This window comes from Halapricum hydrolyticum, assembly GCF_025517535.1.
Classification (GTDB): Archaea; Halobacteriota; Halobacteria; order Halobacteriales; family Haloarculaceae; genus Halapricum; species Halapricum hydrolyticum.
In genome coordinates this window covers 1-1032 of record NZ_JAOPKC010000052.1, presented here as the reverse complement: position 1 = coordinate 1032, position 1032 = coordinate 1, and the positions used below count along the sequence as shown (strand labels likewise).

Sequence of the window (1032 nt, the reverse complement as noted above, 5' to 3'; positions counted from 1 at the left end):
AACACGCGCGTGCACGACAGAAAGTCCGTAATCGGCATCATCTGTCCTTGCTACCGCCTACGTCACGCTCCTACTTCAACGTGCAAAGCTGAGTTATATGAGAAACCATCCCGAGCCGGCCTCGACGGCATCGGGCGTCAGTCGGCGGCGCTTCGTGGCCGGGCTGGCAGCCACGGGCACGTCGGCAGTCGGGGCCGGATGCGGCAAATTGGGGGCGACACTCGGCGATGGGGGCGAGAACGACACGCAGGTAACGTGTGCGGTCGTAACCGGCTTCCCCGCCGATACCGTCAAAACGGCCCTCTACGAGCACGGTGGTCTCTCCCGGGACGTGGATGTCGGATTTCGCGTCGACAGCTATGCTCCCGAATCGACAAAGGGTGACTTTCTGGGCAGACTCGCCAGTGGCTCCGACGCGGCGGACCTGTTCGTCCTCCGTGACCGCTGGCTGCAGCTGTTCTACGAACAGGGCGTCCTCGCGAACCTCACCGAACGGCTGCCGGACCGAGTGCTGGCGCCCGTCGAGTCAGAGTCCTTCTGGGCGGCCAGTCGCTCGGGCCGAGCGCAGGGGACGGGCGACCGGTATGGCATTCCGCTCCGCGTCGAGACGCGGGTGATACTGTATCGTCGCGACCTCGCGGAGGCGGCCGGCTACGACCCCGCAGGAGCAAACTGGGGAAGCGAGCCCCTGTCGTGGGAACGCTGGTCGCACGTCCTCGCCGACACGCTCGCAGACAGCGGCGTCGAATACGGCTTCACGTCTCCGCTCGGGGCCTTCTGGGGGCTGGCGTACGGCCCGTTTTACGAGGCGCTTTCGACGTGGGGCGGGGCGTATTTCGGCGATCCGACGGCCACGTTGCTCGGCCCCGCCGGAGAGCGACCCGTGACGGTCGCCGAGGACCCGGGTATGGACGCAGCCAGGATGCTTCGGCAGTTCCTCCACGGCGAGTCGGTCGATGGGTTCGGGTCGTTCGCCGGGGATTTCGTCCCCGCCGCCGCGCTGGAGTGGAACGAAGGGGACGTCCGAAAGGC

The 1032-nt window shown here is 66.9% G+C and carries 1 protein-coding gene; it reads left to right on the top strand.

The window, feature by feature from the left end:
* Nucleotides 1–97 precede the first annotated feature (97 nt).
* On the top strand, nt 98–1032 hold a 935-nt coding region (locus OB916_RS16915), incomplete at its 3' end, for an extracellular solute-binding protein (RefSeq protein ID WP_315910470.1).